The following is a 15,595-nucleotide window of genomic DNA, read 5'->3' on the forward strand; positions in this document are numbered from 1 at the left end:
GAGGCCGGCGGCTCGGGGCCGCGGGTTGGGGAACCCGTGGCTTCGGCATCCGACGGTGACGTCCGTGTTCTAAGATACGTGCTGGGTGTCGAGGATGCCCTTGCATGGGAGCGGGTGTCGCCCGCCTATCGGCGCCGGGACAGGCTGGCGCTGATCGTTTCCGTATTTGCGGGGCTGGCGGTCCTGCAATTCGGCGTGACCCATCTTGAGATATTGCCGGAACTGCACAGCTTGGCCGGAGCGGTGGCGATCCTTGGCGGGTTGCCGCTCTTGGTGCGGGGGTTGCAACTGCGGGATCGGCGTGGCCGGGCCCGGGAGCGGGCGGGTGACGGGGTGGAGATCGTGCTGGAAGTGCATCGCGACCGGTTGGTGGAGCGGCGGGCGGACCGTTTGGCCGCGCTGGCGGTGGGGGCGCGGTCGCTGCGCGAGGTGCGCGAGGGGCCGGGGCATGTGTTCCTTGCGACGCGGGAGGATGTGATCATCCTGCCGGAGCGCGCGCTGGGCGGGGTGGCGGCGAAGCGGGACTTCGCGGCGGCGTGGCGGGCCAAGGCGGCGGGATGATGCTGGAAGGCTCTGCCCTGCTGGGCCTGTTCGTGGCGGCCTTCGTCGCGGCGACGCCTGTTCCGTTCCAGTCGGAGATCATCTTCGCGGGGCTGCTGGCAGCAGAGCCGGGGCGGTTCTGGGTGATCCTTCTGGTGGCCTCGGTCGCGAATGTGCTGGGGTCGCTCTTGACCTATGGGCTGGGGCGGGGGGCGGTGGCGCTGCCGCTGCCTGAGCGGTTCCGGATCAGCCAGACGACGCTGGACCGCGCGGCGGGGTGGTATGGGCGTTGGGGCGTGTGGTCGCTTTTGCTGTCATGGGCGCCTTTGGGGGATGCGCTGACCTTTGCCGCCGGGGTGATGCGGACGCCTGTCTGGCTGTTCCTGCTGCTGGTGGGGGTGGCGAAGACGGGGCGTTATGCGGTGCTGGGGGCGGTGGTCCTTGGCCTGTTCGGCTGAGGTCGGGACGGGTGGACCGCGCGGCGGTTTCGGCCTAAGTCTTGGGCCACGGATTGCGAAAGGTTTCCCGATGGCCCTGCCCCCGCTGACCCTGTATCTGGCCGCGCCGCGCGGGTTCTGCGCGGGCGTCGACCGGGCGATCAAGATCGTGGAGATGGCCTTGGAGAAATGGGGCGCGCCGGTCTATGTGCGCCACGAGATCGTGCATAACAAGTTCGTCGTGGACGGGCTGCGCGCGAAGGGGGCGGTGTTCGTCGAGGAGTTGGACGAATGCCCGTTGGACCGCCCGGTGGTGTTTTCGGCCCATGGCGTGCCCAAGGCGGTGCCTGCCGAGGCGGCGCGGCGTGAGATGATCGCGGTGGATGCGACCTGCCCGCTGGTGACCAAGGTGCATAACGAGGCGGCGCGGCATAGCGAGAACGGGTTGCAGATGATCATGATCGGTCATGCGGGGCATCCCGAGACGGTGGGCACCATGGGGCAGTTGCCGGAGGGCGAGGTGCTGCTGGTGGAGACGGTGGAGGATGTGGGCCGTCTGGTGGTGCGTGACCCGGCGAAGCTTGCCTTCATCACGCAGACGACGCTGTCGGTGGATGACACCGCGGATATCGCGGCGGCGCTGAAGGCGCGGTTTCCGGCGATCGTCGCGCCCGCGCATGACGACATCTGCTATGCGACGACGAACCGGCAGATGGCGGTGAAGGCCATGGCGGGGAAGATCGACGCGCTGCTGGTGATCGGGGCGCCGAATTCGTCGAATTCCAAGCGGCTGGTGGAGGTGGGCGCCAATGCGGGTTGTGCCTATGCGCAACTGATCCAGCGGGCCACGGATATCGACTGGCGGGCGCTGGAGGGCATCCGGTCCGTGGGTATCACGGCGGGGGCGAGTGCGCCGGAGGTTCTGGTGAACGAGGTGATTGACGCTTTCCGCGCACGGTTTGCGACCACGGTCGAGATGGTGGAGACGGCGGTGGAGAACGTGGAGTTCAAGGTGCCGCGCATCCTGCGGGAGCCTGCGTGACGTGAAGGGAATTCCTGTTGCCGCCCTTGTCCTTGGCCTTGCCGGGCTGATCCCCTTCCTCTGGGGGGCGGCCAATGTCGTCTGGCCGCCGAGCGCGGGATTGGTGGGGTCGTGGCTGCCGCCGATGTATCGCGGGACCTATGTGAGCCTGACCTATGGGGTGGTCATCCTGTCCTTCATGTCGGGGGTGCTGTGGGGGTTCGCGGCCAAGGCCAACGGAGCGCGCGCGGCGTTGGGCTATGCCTTGTCGGTGGTGCCGGCGCTGTGGGCCTTCTTCATGGTGAACGGGCAGCCGGGCGATGCGGCTATGAACCTTGCCGCCGGTTTCGCAGGGCTGTTGATTCTGGATTACTTCTTCTCTTTGCAGGGGCTTGCGCCGCGCTGGTGGATGCGGTTGCGGGTGTTGCTGACGGCGGTGGTGCTGGTCTGTCTGGCGGTGCCGATCCTGTGGGAGTGACGATTTTTCTGCGAAAAATCAGGGGGCGTTCCGCCCCCTCGTCGCTGACGCTCCTCACCCCCTGAGGGTATTTGGGCCGAAACGAAGGGGCGGTTGACGCCTTTGCCGGGGCTGCCTAAACGGGGTGGAAAGGAGCCGCCGATGCCAGAGCTTTTCGCCTATACCGATGGGGCCTGTTCCGGCAATCCGGGGCCCGGGGGATGGGGCGTTCTGCTGATCGCGCGCGAAGGTGGTGCGGTGGTGAAGGAGCGCGAGCTTTCGGGGGGAGAGGCGCTTACCACCAACAACCGGATGGAGTTGCTGGCGGCGATTTCCGCGCTGGAGACGCTGGCCAAGCCTTCGGAGATCACGGTCGTGACGGACAGCGCCTATGTGAAGAACGGCGTGACGGAATGGATCCATGGCTGGAAGCGGAACGGCTGGCGGACGGCGGGGAAGGATCCGGTGAAGAATGCCGAACTGTGGCAGCGGCTGGATCAGGCGCAGGCGCGGCACCGGGTGCAGTGGCGCTGGATCAAGGGCCATGCGGGGCATGAGGAGAATGAGCGGGCCGATGCCTTGGCGCGGGCCGGGATGGCACCGTTCAAGCCCGCGAAGGCGCGTGAGGCATGATCGCGCCGGGGCTGGCCGCTTCGGTGACGGCGCTGTTGCCGGTGCTGGATTATGCCTCGGTCGCGATCTTCGCGCTGACCGGGGCGCTGGTGGCGAGCCGGTCGCAACTGGATATCGTTGGGTTCATCTTCATCGCCTGCCTGACGGCGGTGGGCGGCGGCACGTTGCGTGACGTGATCCTTGGGCGGCCGCCGGTCTGGATCGGTGACCCCGCGCTGCTGGCGGTGGCGACGGGGGCGGCGGTGGTGGTCTTCCTTGGGGCGCATCTTCTGGAAAGCCGGTATCGGGCGATCGAGTGGCTGGACGCGCTGGCGCTGGCGGTGGCCGTGCCTGCGGGGGTTGGCGTGGCGCTGGCCGAGGGGGTAGGCTGGCCTGTCGTGCTGGTGATGGGGATGGTGACGGGGTGCATGGGCGGCCTGATGCGGGATGTCGTCTGCAACGAGGTGCCGCTGGTGTTGAAACAGGGGGAGCTTTACGTCACCTGCGCCTTTTGCGGGGCGGGTGTGGCGGTTCTGCTGGGCCTTGGCGGTGCGGCGGCGTGGCAGGCGCTGCTGGCCTGTGCGGTGGTGACCTTCGTGCTGCGGGCGGGGAGCCTTGGATTTGGCTGGCGGCTGCCGGTCTATCGGGCGCGGCCGCCAAAGCCGGGATCGCCCAAGCGATAGGGCTTGATCGTCGCGCGGGGGCGGGGCAGGCTGAAGGCGAATGGTCCTTTGGGAATTCGCATGGCCCGCCCGCGTTCCATCCCCGATGCGGTGATCTTTGACGCGATCCTTGCGCTGATCGAGCTGCGGGGAGCGGAGGCGGTTTCCTTTGGGCTGGTTTCTGCGGAGGTGGGGCTTGCGCCGCCCTCTCTCGTGCAGCGCTATGGGGACCGGGAGGGGATGCTGCGGGCGGCGCTGCTGCATGGCTGGGATGTGCTTGAGGCGGGGACGCTGGCGGCGGAGGCCGTGGAGGAGAGCGCGCAGGGTTTTCTGAAGGCGCTGGGCGGGGTGGTGAAGCCGGGGATGATACGGGCGAGCCTTGCGGAGGCGGAGGCGGTAGCGCGGGCGGAGACATGGCGCGCGGCGGTGGAGGCGGCGGTGGCGCGCAAGGCGGGCTGCAAGGCGGAGGCGGCGGCGATGATCTTTGCCGCGTGGCAGGGGCGGATGATCTGGGCCGGGGCTGGCGGGCCGGGGTTCCGGCTGCGCGATGTGGTCAAGCGGCTGGGCTGAGTGGCGGCCTAGCGCGACACGTATTTCTGCCAGAGCCAGATGAGGGCCATGGCCCCGATCACAGCGCCGATGAAGGCCGCGACCCAGCCGGTGATGGAGACGAGGAAGCGCAGGATCAACCAGCCGAGCAGCGCGCCGCCCACGCCGATGGCGATGGTGGTGGGAACATCGGTCTGCACGCGCATGAAGCGGGTGGCGAGGAAGCCTGCGGCGGCCCCGATGACGATGAGGATGAGGATGGGCATGAGCGCCTCCGTTCTGCGGGGCGAGTGTGGCGCAGGTTGCGGCGTCAGTCCAGCCGGGCGGGGAGGCTGTGGCCGTTGAGGAGATCCTGAGGGGTTTGCGCCTTCTTTCCTTCGCGCTGGGCGAGGGTGATGGCGATGGCGCCCGTGCCGCAGGCGATGGTGAGGCCGTTGAGGACTGTGCCGGGGTGGCCTTCGCCGGAAGCAAGGCGGGAGCGGAGGAGTTTGAGGCGCTCGCCCCCGGCCATGCACCATGCGCCGGGGAAGGGGGAGAGGGCGCGGATCTGACGGTCGATTGCGGTGGCGGGGCGGGACCAGTCGATACGGGATTCGGCCTTGTCGATCTTGGCGGCGTAAGTGACGCCCTCGGACGATTGGGGTTCGGGGATGAGGGTCGGCAGGCGGTCGAGGGCTTCGACGATCAGCCGCGCGCCCATTTGCGACAGGCGGTCGTGCAGGTCTTGGGTGGTTTCTTCGGTGCCGATGGGGGTTGCCTCGCGCAGGAGGACGGGGCCGGTGTCGAGGCCCGCTTCCATCTGCATGATGCAGATGCCGGTTTCCGCGTCGCCCGCCATGATGGCGCGATGGATGGGGGCCGCGCCGCGCCAGCGGGGCAGGAGCGAGGCGTGGATGTTCAGGCAGCCGTTGCGGGGCGCGTCCAGTATGGGTTGCGGCAGGATCAGGCCGTAGGCGACGACGACGGCGGCATCGGCATCGAGTGCGGCGAAGGCGGCCTGTTCTTCGGGGGATTTCAGGCTGACGGGGTGGCGGACGGGCAGGCCGAGCGCGGTGGCGGCAGCATGGACGGGGGTGGGGCGGAGGTCCTTGCCACGGCCTGCGGGGCGGGGGGGTTGGGTGTAGACGGCGACGATGTCATGCCTGGCGGCGAGGGCCTGCAGCACGGGGACGGAGAAGTCGGGTGTGCCCATGAAGACGAGTTTCATCCGCGCCTCCGGAATTTTTCGGCCTTGGCGAGCAGCATCTTTCGTTTCAGCGGCGAGAGGCGGTCGAAATACATCCTGCCCGCCAGATGGTCGATCTGGTGTTGGACGGAGGTGGCCCAGAGATGGACGAAGTCGCGGTCTTCGATTTCGCCCCGGTCGTTCAGGAAGCGGACGGTAACGGCGCGCGGGCGTTCGATGGTGGCAGAAACCCCGGGGAGGTTGGGCGAGGCTTCCTCATGCGCGCGGTTCTGCACCGAGGCGTGGAGGATTTCGGGGTTGGCCATGCGGATGGCCTGCCCGCGTTCGGTGGAGCAATCGACGACGGCAAGGCGCAGGGGAATGCCGATTTGCACGGCGGCGAGGCCATAGCCGGGCATGGCCTCCATCGTGTCGATCATGTCAGCCCAGATGGCGCGGATGTCGTCTGTGATCGCCTCCACGGTGGCGGCCGGGGTCTTCAGGATGGGGTGGGGCCAGGGCAGGCAGGGGCGGACGGTCATGCGGGAAGTCCTGCGAGATAGGCGGCCTCCAGCGCCGCGCGGCGGGCGGGCGGGAGGCGGTCGAAGGTGATCAGGCCATCGAGATGGTCGATTTCGTGCTGGGCGCAGATGGCGGCGAAACCGGTGAGGGTTTCTTCCCGGCTGCTGCCTTCGGGATCGGTCCAACGGAGGTGGATTTCGGCGGGGCGGGTGATGTCTGTCGTGAGGCCGGGAATGGAGAGGCAGCCTTCGGGGCCGGTGGCGGTGGTGGCGGAGGACCAAAGGATTTCTGGGTTGAGCAGGATGCGGGGGGCTGGGGTGCCCTCTTTCCACGTCACATCCATGACGAAGAGGCGGATGAGCGCGCCCACCTGCGGAGCGGCGAGGCCGCGGCCGGGGGCGGCATACATGGTTTCCAGTATGTCCTGCGCGAGGGCGCGGGTCGCATCATCCGGCGTGGCGGGGTCGCAAGGCGTGGCGAGGCGCGGGTCGGGCCAGCGCAGGATGGGCAGGATGGCCATCAGCCCTGCCGCGCGCGTTCGCGTTTCAGTTTCTCCATCTTGCGGGTGATGAGCTGGCGTTTCAGCGGACCCAAGTAGTCGATGAAGAGCTTGCCGTTCAGATGGTCGATCTCGTGCTGGACGCAGGTGGCCCAGAGGCCGGAGAACTGCTCTTCCTGCAACTTGCCGTCGAGGCCTATCCAGCGCACGCGCACCTCGGCGGGGCGCTGCACTTCGGCATATTGGTCGGGGATGGAGAGGCAGCCTTCCTCGTAGGTCGAAAGCTCCTCGGAGGACCATGTGATTTCGGGGTTGAAGAGGACGAGGGGGCGGGGGGCCTCATTCTCTCCCTTCACGCAATCCATGACGATGAGCCGTTTGGTGACGCCGATCTGGGGGGCGGCGAGGCCGATGCCGGGGGCGTCATACATGGTTTGCAGCATGTCTTCGGCCAGTTTGCCCATGTCGGAGGAAACCTCGGCGACGGGGTCGCAGAGTTTCTTGAGGCGCGGGTCGGGATGGATCAGGATGGGGCGGATCATGGGGGTTGGATAGCGGAAAAGCGCCCTTGGGCGCAATGGCGGGACAGGGGTGGTGGGTTTCGCGGATTTGCCGGATCGTTCGTCTGATTTTGAGTGATTTCTAGGGAATATGTTCTACTTTTTTGCTGCAGATTGGAACTTTGTGTGGGCATCAATTTACTTATTGGAACGTGTGTTCCGCCTTGCTATTCGTGAACGAAGCAGCTTTGACAGAGGGCGGATATGGACTTTGACACCCCGATCAACCGCATCGGCACCCATTGCGTGAAATGGGACATGATGGAGAAGCTTTACGGCGTTCCGGCGTCGGAGGGCCTTGCCATGTGGGTGGCGGATATGGAGTTCCGGCCCCCGGCCTGTGTGCAGGCGGCTGTGGAGCGGATGGCCGATCACGGTGTCTATGGCTATTTCGGGGATGACCGCGCCTATCTGGAGGCGATCCGGTGGTGGATGAAGACGCGGCACGGCTGGGACGTGGCGGCGGGCGACATCTTCACGACGCATGGATTGGTGAACGGGACGGGGCTGTGCCTTGAGGCCTTTACCGCGCCGGGGGATGGCGTGGTGCTGACGGTGCCGGTCTATCATGCCTTTGCGCGGACGATCAAAGCGGCGAGGCGTCAGGTGCGGGAATGCCCGCTTGCGCTGGTCGATGGGCGGTATGAGATGGATTTCGAGGCCTGGGACGCGCTGATGACGGGGACGGAGCGGATGTTCATCCTGTGCTCGCCGCACAATCCGGGCGGGCGGGTCTGGACGGCGGCAGAGTTGCGCGGGGTGGCGGAGTTCTGCAAGCGGCATGATCTGATATTGGTGTCGGACGAGATTCACCATGATCTGGTCTATCCTGGGCAGCGGCATCTGCCGATGCCGCTGGCCGCGCCGGAGATCGCCGACCGTCTGGTGATGATGACGGCGACGACGAAGACCTTCAACATCGCGGGGAGCCATACGGGGAACGTGATCATCGCGGACCCCGTGCTGCGCGCGAAGTTCGCGGCGAAGATCATGGCGCTGGGCATCTCGGGCAACAGTTTCGGGATGCATATGGCGACGGCGGCCTACAGCCCCGAGGGGGCGGAGTGGGTGGATGCGCTGATGGTCTATCTGGAAGGGAATCGGCGGGTGTTCGACGAGGGGATGGCGGCGATACCGGGGCTGCGGTCCATGCCGCTGGAGGCGACCTATCTGGCATGGCTGGATTTTTCCGGCACCGGCATGGAGGCGGCGGAGTTCATCGCGCGGGTGGAGAAGGAGGCGCGGATCGCCACCAATCACGGCGATGCTTTTGGCAGTGGCGGGGAGAATTTCCTGCGGTTCAACATCGCGGCCCCGCGCGCGATGGTGGAGGAGGCCGTGGCGCGCATGCAGGCGGCGTTTCGCGATCTGCAATAGCGGTAATTGAGCGGCGTCGCGTGCCGCGACATTCCTTTTCCCTCCCGCCGGGGACTTCGCCCCGTCGGGAGGGGAGGGGGCTGCCGCCCCCGCGGCCGCTGCGCGACCGCTCCCCCGCGGGTATTTGAGCCAAGACGAAGGGGCGGCGCGCTTCAGTGGTTTCAGGTCATGGGCTGTTGGCCCCCCGTCGCCTCTGTCACACGATCGGCTGCGGCACGGACGAGGGTGCCGAGGCGGGTGGCGTCTGACAGGCCCATGCGGAAGGCAGGGCCGCTGACGGAGAGACCGGCGATGGGTTCGCAATGCGCGTTGAAGATGGGGGCGGCGACGCAGCGCATGCCTTCGGCGCGTTCCTGATCGTCAATCGCGAAGCCGCGGTCGCGGGTCCGGGCCAGATCGCGCAGGAGGGCGGTTTCGGATGTGTGGGTGAGGGAGGTGAAGCGTTCGAGGCCTTTGCGGGCGAGGATGCCCTGCACCTTTTCCGTGGGATACCAGGCGAGCAGGGCCTTGCCGATGCCGGAGACATGCATGGGGGCGATGGTGCCGGGGGGAAAAAAGGCGCGGATGGCCTGATGGGTTTCGACTTGCGAGAGGAAGAGGACTTCGTCGCCGACTTCGATCCCCAGATTGGCCGTTTCGCCCGTGTCGCGCATGAGCCCATCCATCGCGGCGCGGGCGCGTTCCACCACCTTTGTCCGGCGCAGGAAGGCGGAGCCGATGCGGAAGGCGCCGGGGCCGATATGCCAGATCTGGGCGGGGTCTTCGGATTCCACCATCCCGTGCCATTGCAGGGTGACAAGGGCGCGATAGACGGTGGCGACGGCCTGACCGGAGGTTTCGGCAAGTTCTGACAGGGTGAGGCCGGGATGGGCTGCGAGGGTGGAGAGGAGCCCCAGCGCGCGGTCGAGTGCCTGCACGGTGTTCTGGTCGGTCTTGTCGTGAAAGGCCTTAGGGCGACCGCGGGGTTTTGTGGGCATATGGGCCTGTCTGGTTCGGGTGAAAAATCGCAAGTCTCTGATTTAAAGAAAGGATAGTGGATTTTTCATTAATTGAAAAACATTTTCGAAAAAATTGTGCCGCCTATGGTCGGGGCTTAGGGTCATGTCATGCCCAAGCGAGGTGGCCATCATGTCCTTTCAGAACCCCGTCTTCATTCCCGGTCCGACGAATATTCCCGACGCGATCCGCAAGGCGTGCGACATACCCACCTTGGATCACCGCTCGGCGGCATTCGGCAAGCTGTTCCGACCCGCGGTGGAGGGCGTGCGGCGGGTGCTGGGGATGGAGGGGGGCGAGGTGATCATCCTGCCTTCTACCGGAACGGGGGGATGGGAGGCGGCGATTACCAACACGCTGTCGCCGGGGGATACGGTTCTGGCGGCACGGTTCGGGCTGTTCAGCCATCGCTGGATCGACCTGTGTCAGAGGCATGGGCTGCATGTGGAGATCATCGATGCACCCTGGGGACAGGGTGCGCCGGTGGCGGCAATCGAGGCGGCGCTGCGGGCCGATGGCGCGGGGCGGATAAAGGCGGTGCTGGCCACGCATAACGAGACGGCGACGGGCGTGCGGTCCGACATTGCGGGCATCCGGCGCGCGATGGATGCGGCGAGGCATGGGGCGATGCTGTTCGTGGACGGGGTGTCCTCCATCGGGTCGATCCCCTTCGACATGGCCGGGTGGGGCGTGGATATCGCCGTGGCGGGCAGCCAGAAGGGGTTCATGCTGCCTGCGGGTCTGGCGATCCTTGGGGTGTCCGACAAGGCGCTGGCGGCGATGGAGGGGGCGCGGTTGCCGCGGACCTTTTTCGATTTTCGCGACATGCTGCGGAGCTATGCCGGGGGTGGGTATCCCTATACGCCTGCGGTGGGTCTGATCGCGGGACTCGCGAAATCCATCGAGATGCTGGAGGAGGAGGGGCTGGACGCTGTCTATGCCCGTCATGCGCGGCTGGCCGAAGGGGTGCGGCGCGCGGTGGCGGCCTGGGGGATGCGGTCCTGCGCGGCCTCGGCGGACCTTTATTCCGAGACGGTGACGGCGGTGGTGGTGCCTGCCGGGCGTAGCGGAACGGACCTCGTGAAGCTTGCGGCGGAGAAATACGGCGTGGCCTTTGGCGTGGGGCTGGGCGAGGTGGCGGGCAAGGTGTTCCGCATCGGGCATCTGGGGATGCTGACGGATGTGATGGTGCTGGGCGGGTTGGCCACGGCGGAGATGTGCATGGCCGATCTGGGTTGGGACGTGCGGCTGGGGTCGGGTGTGGCGGCGGCGGCGGAGTACTATCGCGGATCGGCGGTGCCGATGGCCTTGGCGGCTGAGTGAGGGAGCGGCGATGAGGGATTTTCAGGGTTTGTGGGTGCCGACCTACGAGGATGTGGTGGAGGCGCATGCGCGGATCGCGCCGCATATCCACCGGACGCCGGTGCTGACCTCGTCCTTCCTGAACGAACTTACCGGGGCGGAGTTGTTCTTCAAATGCGAGAATTTCCAGAAGGCCGGGGCGTTCAAGGTGCGCGGCGCTTCGAACGCGGTGTTCGGGTTGCGGGATGACCAGTTGGAGCGCGGGGTGGCCACGCATTCGAGCGGGAACCATGCGCTGTCGCTGTCCTATGCGGCGGGGCGGCGGGGCATCCCCTGCACGGTGGTAATGCCGCGCACGGCCCCGCAGGCCAAGAAGGATGCGGTGCGGGGCTATGGCGGGGTGATCGTGGAATGCGAGCCTTCCACCAGCAGCCGCGAGGCGGTGTTTGCCGAGGTGCAGGCGCAGACGGGGGCGGATTTCGTGCATCCTTACAACGATCCGCGCGTGATCGCGGGGCAGGGAACCTGTTCGCGCGAGTTGATGGAGCAGGTGGAGGGGCTGGATGCCGTCGTCGCGCCGATTGGCGGAGGCGGGATGATTTCCGGGACCTGCCTGACGCTGTCTTCCATCGCGCCGGGGGTGGAGATATTTGCCGCCGAGCCGGTCAATGCCGATGACGCGGCGCGCAGTTTCCGGGCGGGGCATATCATCGCCGATGATGCGCCCGACACGGTGGCCGATGGGTTGAAGGTGCCGCTGAAGGAACTGACCTGGCATTTCGTAAAGCACCACGTGACCGACGTTCTGACTGCGACTGAGGATGAGATCGTGGAGGCGATGAAGCTGCACTGGAAGCGGATGAAGATCGTGATCGAGGCGAGCTGTTCGGTGCCGCTGGCCGTGATCCTGAAGAACCCAGAAAGGTTCCGGGGCAAGCGGGTTGGGGTGATCCTGACCGGCGGGAATGTGGATCTGGACAAGCTGCCTTGGATGAAGGGGTGACGACGATGGATGGACGCGGAGATTTCGACGGGTTGGAAGTGGGCTATGACATCCCCGCCCTGCCGGGGATGGATGAGGCAAATATCCAGACGCCCTGCCTTGTGCTGGATCTGGATGCGCTGGAGCGCAACATCGTGAAGATGGGGCGGTTCGCGCAGGAGATGGGCGTGCGGCACCGGGTGCATGGGAAGATGCACAAATCGGTGGATGTGGCGCTGCTGCAGGAAAAGCTGGGCGGGTCTTGCGGTGTCTGCTGCCAGAAGGTGAGCGAGGCCGAGGTCTTTGCGCGGGGCGGGATCAAGGATGTGCTGGTGAGCAATCAGGTGCGCGACCCGGCCAAGATCGACCGTCTGGCGCGGATCCCCAAGCTGGGGGCGCGGGCGATCTGCTGCGTGGACGATATCGCCAATGTGGCGGACCTGTCGGCGGCGGCGGTGAAGCATGGGACCACGATCGAATGTCTGGTGGAGATCGACTGCGGCGCGGGGCGCTGTGGGGTGACGACGACGCCTTCGGTGGTGGCTTTGGCCAAGGCGATTGATGCGGCGCCGGGGCTGCGCTTTGCGGGGCTTCAGGCCTATCAGGGCGCGATGCAGCACATGGACAGGTACGAGGATCGCAAGGCGAAGATCGATATCGCCGTGGCCATGGTGCGCGACGCCGTCGATGCTCTGAAGGCTGAAGGGATCGACTGCGATATCGTGGGTGGGGGCGGGACGGGATCCTATTATTTCGAGGGGGCCTCGGGGGTTTATAACGAACTTCAATGTGGCTCTTACGCCTTCATGGACGCGGATTACGGGCGCATCCTGGACAAGGAGGGCAAGCGGATTGACCAGGGCGAATGGGAGAACGCGCTGTTCATCCTGACATCTGTCATGTCCCATGCCAAGGCTGACCGGGCGATTTGCGATGCGGGTCTGAAGGCGCAGTCGGTGGATAGCGGGCTGCCTGTCATCTACGGGCGGTCGGATGTGAAATACATCAAGTGCAGTGATGAACATGGGGTGATCGAAGACCCGGCTGGCGTGCTGAAGGTGAATGACAAGCTGCGTCTGGTGCCGGGGCATTGCGACCCGACCTGCAATGTCCACGACTGGTATGTGGGTGTGCGGAACGGGAAGGTGGAGGTGGTCTGGCCCGTCTCGGCGCGAGGCAAGGCCTATTGAGAGAAAAGGGGGGTGCGGGGGGAGCGGGGCTCCCCCCGCCCTGCCCGACGGAACCCATCGGACTGCAAGGATCGCCAGATGCTGATCGTACCCGAGGCGCTGATCGCCGACCTCGTTTCGCCCGAGGATGCCTATGAGGCGGTGGCGGCGACCTTTGCCGCGATGGCGCACGGCGAGGCCTACAACTTTCCTGTCGTGCGCGAGGCGCTGGGCGAGGGGCGGCAATACGGGTTCAAGTCCGGGCTGGACCGGGCAGGCGGGATGCTGGGGGTGAAGGCAGGGGGCTATTTCCCCGGGAATACGGCGCGCGGGATCACCAATCACCAATCCACGGTCTATCTGTTCGATCCTGAAAGCGGGCGGCCGACGGCGATGGTGGGGGGCAACCTGCTGACGGCGCTGCGGACGGCGGCGGCATCGGCATTGTCCATCGATCGGCTGACGCGGGCGGATGCGCGCGTTCTGGGCATCGTGGGGGCAGGGCATCAGGCGGGGTTCCAGTTGCGCGCGGCGGCGCGGGTGCGGGATTGGGAGCGGGTGATTGCTTGGAACCTGCATCCCGACATGCTGCCCAAACTGGGTGCCGTGGCGGCAGAGTTGGGCCTGCCCTTCGAGGCGGTCGGGTTGGAGCGGATGGTGGAGGCGGAGGCGATCATCACCATCACCTCGTCGCCCGCCGCGTCGCTGATGGCGGCGCATGTGGCACCCGGCACGCATCTGGCCTGCATGGGAACCGACACCAAGGGCAAGCAGGAGGTGGAGGTTGCGCTGGTCGCGAAGGCGCGGCTCTTCACGGATGAGGTGGCACAGTCGGTGAGCATCGGCGAGGCGCAGCATGCGGTGGCGGCGGGTCTGGTGGCGGGTGCGGACATCGTGCCGCTTGGCGCGGTGCTGACCGGGGCTGATGCGGGGCGGCGGTCGGATGAGGAGATCACGCTCTTCGACGGGACGGGCGTGGGGTTGCAGGATCTGGCCGTAGCGGCGGTGGCCGTGCGGCGCGCGCGGGAGCGCGGGCTGGGCGTGGAGGTGTCGGTCTAGCGAAATCTGGCGCAGATTTCGCGCCGATTTCTGACGCAGAAATCGGAGGGAGGCGTCGTGCCATCGCCGGGAAAGACCGGTGACGGAACCCATACCGGACTTTGCCGTAAGCCTGGTTTTTGATCATATTTCGTTTCAGCCATTGAACCCCCAGCAGGGCCATGGTCTGACTGGCGCATCGGGCGGGGAGGCTTGGTCACATGCGCGTTTTCATCAACGGGTTCGGGCGGATCGGGCGATCGGTGCTGCGGGCCGCCTTGCAGGGGCCGGGGCGTTGGCCGGGGCTGGAGATCGTCGGGATCAACGACATCGCGGCGGCGGAGATGTGCGCCTATCTCTTTGAATATGACAGTGTATTCGGGCCGTGGCGCGGGGCTGTGGCGTTGGAGCCGGGCGTGTTGGTGGTGGATGGGCGGGCGATCCCGCTGCATCGGACGGCGGATATATCGACCCTCTCGCTGGCGGGGGTGGATGTGGTGATGGAATGCACGGGCCGCGCCGATGCGCGGGAAGTGGCGGAACGGGGCCTGCGCGCGGGGGCGCGGCGGGTGCTGGTTTCGGGGCCATCGAAGGCGGCGGATGTGACCGTGGTGCTTGGGGCGAATGAGTGGGTGCTGGCGGGGCAGGAGATCGTATCCAACGCCTCTTGCACGACCAATGCGCTGGCACCGCTGGCGCGGTTGATCGACGACAATTGGGGTGTGGTGACGGGGTCGATGACGACGATCCATTGCTATACCGGCAGCCAGCCCACGGTGGATGCGCCGGCGGCGGATTACCCGCGGTCACGGGCGGCGGCGTTGTCGATGGTGCCGACGACGACATCGGCCAGCCGCTTGCTGGATGTGGTAATGCCGCAGATCGCGGGGCGGATCGAGGGGTCGGCGGTGCGGGTGCCGACGGCATCCGTGTCTTGCGTCGATCTGGCTGTGATGACGGCGCGGAAGGTGACGGCGGAAGAGGTGAACGCGGCGCTGCGGGGGGCGGGGGGCGTGATCGGGACGACGGATCGGCCGCTGGTGTCGACCGACCTTCGGGCGCGGTCTGAGAGCATCGTCATGGCCTGCCCGGAGACGCGGGTGACGGCGGGCGGGATGCTGCGCGTCTTTGGCTGGTATGACAATGAATGGGGCTTTTCCAACCGGATGCTGGATGTGGCGCGGTTGATGGGGTGATCGCCTCAGGCGATCACCGTCCAAGGTTCGGGATAGCGGTGTTCCTGAAGGTTCGGGGTCGTGCCGATCCGGTCCACCACGGCGAAGAGGCCGGGGGGGTGGAGGGGCGTCAGCACGCCATGCCAGGTGCCGCGATAGAGGTTGATCCCCTGCGTGCCGTCGGTGAGGAAGGCGCGGGGGGCGTGGGCCGGGCTTTCGGTGACGATCACGAGGAAGGGGTCGGCGGTCATGGGCAGGAAGGCCTGTGATCCGTCGGGGTGCCGTTCGATCAGGTCGAATTCATAGGGCAGGGCGCGGGGTTCGGCCTTGAAGATCGAGATGCCGGCGCGGCCATCGGGGCCGAAATCCAGCCTGGCGCGGTCATGGTGCCTGCGGCAGAGGCCTGCATTGATCAGGCGGAAGTCGCCTGACGCCTCCAGCACATCGCCGAAGGGGGCGAAGGCGGTGGCGGTGAGGGGTTCGGTTCTGATCTGTTGCATGGGTTTTGCCTGTCAGAGCGGGGGGCCGCCCC

At 66.6% G+C, this 15,595-nt stretch carries 20 protein-coding genes; 13 read left to right on the forward strand and 7 right to left on the reverse strand.

Annotation, left to right across the window (positions count from 1 at the left end):
• Positions 1–36 precede the first annotated feature (36 nt).
• The 7 genes from TabM4_RS02330 to TabM4_RS02360 all read left to right on the forward strand — a co-directional run bounded on the left by TabM4_RS02330 (position 37) and on the right by TabM4_RS02360 (position 4,299).
• Positions 37–561 (forward strand): hypothetical protein, encoded by a 525-nt coding sequence (locus tag TabM4_RS02330; RefSeq protein ID WP_434617856.1) that lies wholly within the window; start codon positions 37–39, stop codon positions 559–561.
• Positions 558–998, forward strand: coding sequence for a YqaA family protein (locus TabM4_RS02335; protein WP_434617859.1), 441 nt, complete (start codon positions 558–560; stop codon positions 996–998). Before TabM4_RS02330 ends, TabM4_RS02335 begins: the two co-directional genes overlap by 4 nt.
• 70 nt (positions 999–1,068) lie before the next feature.
• Positions 1,069–2,019 carry a 4-hydroxy-3-methylbut-2-enyl diphosphate reductase gene (gene ispH, locus TabM4_RS02340; RefSeq protein ID WP_434617862.1) on the forward strand — a complete coding sequence of 317 codons (951 nt, stop codon included), beginning with the start codon at positions 1,069–1,071 and terminating at the stop codon, positions 2,017–2,019.
• A 1-nt stretch (position 2,020) separates the two neighbouring features.
• The gene (locus tag TabM4_RS02345) at positions 2,021–2,476 is read left to right on the forward strand and encodes a DUF3429 domain-containing protein (RefSeq protein WP_434617865.1); all 456 of its coding nucleotides are present in this window, start codon (positions 2,021–2,023) and stop codon (positions 2,474–2,476) included.
• Between the two features lie 141 nt (positions 2,477–2,617).
• Positions 2,618–3,088 (forward strand): ribonuclease HI, encoded by a 471-nt coding sequence (rnhA, locus tag TabM4_RS02350; protein WP_434617868.1) that lies wholly within the window; start codon positions 2,618–2,620, stop codon positions 3,086–3,088.
• Positions 3,085–3,750 carry a trimeric intracellular cation channel family protein gene (locus TabM4_RS02355; RefSeq protein WP_434617871.1) on the forward strand — a complete coding sequence of 222 codons (666 nt, stop codon included), beginning with the start codon at positions 3,085–3,087 and terminating at the stop codon, positions 3,748–3,750. The genes rnhA and TabM4_RS02355 overlap by 4 nt, the downstream gene beginning before the upstream one ends.
• Before the next feature lie 60 nt (positions 3,751–3,810).
• On the forward strand, positions 3,811–4,299 hold the full coding sequence (locus TabM4_RS02360) for a TetR family transcriptional regulator (protein ID WP_434617874.1): 489 nt from the start codon (positions 3,811–3,813) through the stop codon (positions 4,297–4,299).
• An 8-nt stretch (positions 4,300–4,307) separates the two neighbouring features.
• Here TabM4_RS02360 and TabM4_RS02365 read toward each other — a convergent pair whose 3' ends face one another.
• From TabM4_RS02365 to def (TabM4_RS02385), 5 genes are read right to left on the reverse strand one after another with little or no spacing between them, the layout of a single operon-like run.
• Positions 4,308–4,544 (reverse strand): GlsB/YeaQ/YmgE family stress response membrane protein, encoded by a 237-nt coding sequence (locus TabM4_RS02365; RefSeq protein ID WP_434617877.1) that lies wholly within the window; start codon positions 4,542–4,544, stop codon positions 4,308–4,310.
• 44 nt (positions 4,545–4,588) lie between these two features.
• Positions 4,589–5,485 (reverse strand): methionyl-tRNA formyltransferase, encoded by an 897-nt coding sequence (gene fmt, locus TabM4_RS02370; protein WP_434617879.1) that lies wholly within the window; start codon positions 5,483–5,485, stop codon positions 4,589–4,591.
• Positions 5,482–5,985, reverse strand: coding sequence for a peptide deformylase (gene def, locus TabM4_RS02375; RefSeq protein WP_434617882.1), 504 nt, complete (start codon positions 5,983–5,985; stop codon positions 5,482–5,484). The genes fmt and def (TabM4_RS02375) overlap by 4 nt, the downstream gene beginning before the upstream one ends.
• Positions 5,982–6,485: a peptide deformylase gene (def, locus tag TabM4_RS02380; protein ID WP_434617885.1), complete on the reverse strand. Its 504-nt coding sequence runs from the start codon at positions 6,483–6,485 to the stop codon at positions 5,982–5,984. Before def (TabM4_RS02380) ends, def (TabM4_RS02375) begins: the two co-directional genes overlap by 4 nt.
• Positions 6,485–7,006, reverse strand: coding sequence for a peptide deformylase (gene def / locus TabM4_RS02385; protein WP_434617888.1), 522 nt, complete (start codon positions 7,004–7,006; stop codon positions 6,485–6,487). Before def (TabM4_RS02385) ends, def (TabM4_RS02380) begins: the two co-directional genes overlap by 1 nt.
• A gap of 222 nt (positions 7,007–7,228) precedes the next feature.
• Here def (TabM4_RS02385) and TabM4_RS02390 point away from each other — a divergent pair, with 222 nt between their 5' ends.
• A complete protein-coding gene (locus tag TabM4_RS02390; RefSeq protein ID WP_434617891.1) occupies positions 7,229–8,401 on the forward strand; it encodes a MalY/PatB family protein in 1,173 nt (390 codons plus the stop codon).
• Between the two features lie 161 nt (positions 8,402–8,562).
• Here the strand turns inward: TabM4_RS02390 and bhcR are convergent, their stop codons facing one another.
• Entirely contained in the window at positions 8,563–9,378 is an 816-nt protein-coding gene (bhcR, locus tag TabM4_RS02395; protein ID WP_434617894.1) for an HTH-type transcriptional regulator BhcR, read from the reverse strand.
• A gap of 151 nt (positions 9,379–9,529) precedes the next feature.
• Between bhcR and bhcA the strand changes: the two genes are divergently transcribed.
• The 5 genes from bhcA (at position 9,530) to TabM4_RS02420 (ending at position 15,084) form a co-directional block, all read left to right on the forward strand.
• On the forward strand, positions 9,530–10,720 hold the full coding sequence (bhcA, locus tag TabM4_RS02400) for an L-aspartate--glyoxylate aminotransferase BhcA (RefSeq protein ID WP_434617896.1): 1,191 nt from the start codon (positions 9,530–9,532) through the stop codon (positions 10,718–10,720).
• Between the two features lie 10 nt (positions 10,721–10,730).
• Positions 10,731–11,702 carry a beta-hydroxyaspartate dehydratase BhcB gene (gene bhcB, locus TabM4_RS02405; protein WP_434617899.1) on the forward strand — a complete coding sequence of 324 codons (972 nt, stop codon included), beginning with the start codon at positions 10,731–10,733 and terminating at the stop codon, positions 11,700–11,702.
• A gap of 5 nt (positions 11,703–11,707) precedes the next feature.
• Entirely contained in the window at positions 11,708–12,871 is a 1,164-nt protein-coding gene (bhcC, locus tag TabM4_RS02410) for a 3-hydroxy-D-aspartate aldolase BhcC (RefSeq protein WP_434617902.1), read from the forward strand.
• Positions 12,872–12,949: 78 nt separating this feature from the next.
• Positions 12,950–13,909, forward strand: a complete 960-nt coding sequence (gene bhcD / locus TabM4_RS02415) for an iminosuccinate reductase BhcD (protein ID WP_434617905.1) — start codon at positions 12,950–12,952, stop codon at positions 13,907–13,909.
• Between the two features lie 200 nt (positions 13,910–14,109).
• Positions 14,110–15,084, forward strand: coding sequence for a type I glyceraldehyde-3-phosphate dehydrogenase (locus TabM4_RS02420; protein ID WP_434617908.1), 975 nt, complete (start codon positions 14,110–14,112; stop codon positions 15,082–15,084).
• A 5-nt stretch (positions 15,085–15,089) separates the two neighbouring features.
• Here TabM4_RS02420 and TabM4_RS02425 read toward each other — a convergent pair whose 3' ends face one another.
• Entirely contained in the window at positions 15,090–15,563 is a 474-nt protein-coding gene (locus TabM4_RS02425) for an ureidoglycolate lyase (protein ID WP_434617911.1), read from the reverse strand.
• Between the last annotated feature and the right edge of the window lie 32 nt (positions 15,564–15,595).

Source organism: Tabrizicola sp. M-4 (assembly GCF_051132405.1).
Lineage (GTDB): Bacteria > Pseudomonadota > Alphaproteobacteria > Rhodobacterales > Rhodobacteraceae > Paragemmobacter.

Coding starts and splice junctions, on each gene's coding strand:
- TabM4_RS02425 (WP_434617911.1), bottom strand. CDS start 15,563: ATGCAACAGATCAGAACCGAACCCCTCACCGCCACCGCCTTCGCCCCC.
- bhcD (WP_434617905.1), top strand. CDS start 12,950: ATGCTGATCGTACCCGAGGCGCTGATCGCCGACCTCGTTTCGCCCGAG.
- bhcA (WP_434617896.1), top strand. CDS start 9,530: ATGTCCTTTCAGAACCCCGTCTTCATTCCCGGTCCGACGAATATTCCC.
- TabM4_RS02365 (WP_434617877.1), bottom strand. CDS start 4,544: ATGCCCATCCTCATCCTCATCGTCATCGGGGCCGCCGCAGGCTTCCTC.
- TabM4_RS02420 (WP_434617908.1), top strand. CDS start 14,110: ATGCGCGTTTTCATCAACGGGTTCGGGCGGATCGGGCGATCGGTGCTG.
- def (WP_434617888.1), bottom strand. CDS start 7,006: ATGATCCGCCCCATCCTGATCCATCCCGACCCGCGCCTCAAGAAACTC.
- bhcC (WP_434617902.1), top strand. CDS start 11,708: ATGGATGGACGCGGAGATTTCGACGGGTTGGAAGTGGGCTATGACATC.
- TabM4_RS02335 (WP_434617859.1), top strand. CDS start 558: ATGATGCTGGAAGGCTCTGCCCTGCTGGGCCTGTTCGTGGCGGCCTTC.
- TabM4_RS02390 (WP_434617891.1), top strand. CDS start 7,229: ATGGACTTTGACACCCCGATCAACCGCATCGGCACCCATTGCGTGAAA.
- rnhA (WP_434617868.1), top strand. CDS start 2,618: ATGCCAGAGCTTTTCGCCTATACCGATGGGGCCTGTTCCGGCAATCCG.
- bhcB (WP_434617899.1), top strand. CDS start 10,731: ATGAGGGATTTTCAGGGTTTGTGGGTGCCGACCTACGAGGATGTGGTG.
- TabM4_RS02360 (WP_434617874.1), top strand. CDS start 3,811: ATGGCCCGCCCGCGTTCCATCCCCGATGCGGTGATCTTTGACGCGATC.
- def (WP_434617885.1), bottom strand. CDS start 6,485: ATGGCCATCCTGCCCATCCTGCGCTGGCCCGACCCGCGCCTCGCCACG.
- bhcR (WP_434617894.1), bottom strand. CDS start 9,378: ATGCCCACAAAACCCCGCGGTCGCCCTAAGGCCTTTCACGACAAGACC.
- TabM4_RS02355 (WP_434617871.1), top strand. CDS start 3,085: ATGATCGCGCCGGGGCTGGCCGCTTCGGTGACGGCGCTGTTGCCGGTG.
- ispH (WP_434617862.1), top strand. CDS start 1,069: ATGGCCCTGCCCCCGCTGACCCTGTATCTGGCCGCGCCGCGCGGGTTC.
- fmt (WP_434617879.1), bottom strand. CDS start 5,485: ATGAAACTCGTCTTCATGGGCACACCCGACTTCTCCGTCCCCGTGCTG.
- def (WP_434617882.1), bottom strand. CDS start 5,985: ATGACCGTCCGCCCCTGCCTGCCCTGGCCCCACCCCATCCTGAAGACC.